We start from the raw sequence: 847 nt of genomic DNA on the forward strand, positions 1-847 counted from the left end.
AGCGCCGCCTGCTCGGTGGTCTCGCCAGCCTCCATGAAGCCCGCCGGCAAGGTCCAAGTGCCGGGGCGTGGCGGGATGGCACGCTGGCACAGCAGGTACTTGCCGTCACGCTCGATGATGCAGCCGGCGATGACCTTCGGGTTGATGTAGTGGATGTAGCCGCAGCCGCCACAATGCAGGCGTTCGTGGGTGTCACCTGCAGGAACGCCCCGGGCCAGTTCCTTGGTACAGTGCGGGCAGTAGCGCGGGGCGTTGGGCATGATCAGCGGCCTGTGGGTGGCGTTAAATACGTGGATCCTTCAGCGCCAGGGGCTCGACGATGTCGCGCACCTTGACGTGGTCTTCCTGCTTCTGGCGCAGGTAATCCAGGGCTACCTTGGCAGCCGCACGCACATGGTCGACCGAGGCCTGGTGGGCAACCAGCGGGTCGCCACCCTTGATCGCCTCGACCATCTTTTCCATCTCGCGGTTGCTGGCGCCGCGGCGGTTTTCCTGCGACACCGAGGTGGCGCGCAGGTAGCTGATGCGTGCCTGCAACTGGCGCAACTGCTGCGCCGCCACCTGGTTGCCGGAGCCTTCCAGTAGCACGTCGTAGAAGCCTTGAACCGAGTCCAGCACCTGCTGCAACTCGCCTTCTTCCAAGGCTTCGCGGTTGACCTCCAGCGCGCGTTCCAGGGCACGGATGTCCTTGGCCTTGGCGTTGAGGGTGAACAACTGCACGATCAGGCCTTCGAGTACGCAACGCAGCTCGTAGATGTCGCGGGCGTCTTCCAGGGTGATGATGGCCACCCGTGGGCCCTTGGCGTCGGCGAATTCCACCAGGCCTTCGGATTCCAGGTGACGCAGC

2 protein-coding genes are annotated in these 847 nt (G+C 64.7%); both read right to left on the bottom strand.

Annotation, left to right across the window (positions count from 1 at the left end; all coding sequences use genetic code 11):
* A partial coding sequence (locus B3361_RS08665) for an NUDIX hydrolase (RefSeq protein WP_286920168.1) occupies positions 1-260 on the bottom strand: 260 nt, incomplete at its 3' end.
* A 22-nt stretch (positions 261-282) separates the two neighbouring features.
* The coding region (locus B3361_RS08670; RefSeq protein ID WP_286920169.1) for a GntR family transcriptional regulator at positions 283-847 on the bottom strand (565 nt) is incomplete at its 5' end.

The organism is Pseudomonas sp. UBA6699 (genome assembly GCF_002454615.1).
In the GTDB taxonomy this organism is placed as follows: Bacteria; Pseudomonadota; Gammaproteobacteria; order Pseudomonadales; family Pseudomonadaceae; genus Aquipseudomonas; species Aquipseudomonas juntendi.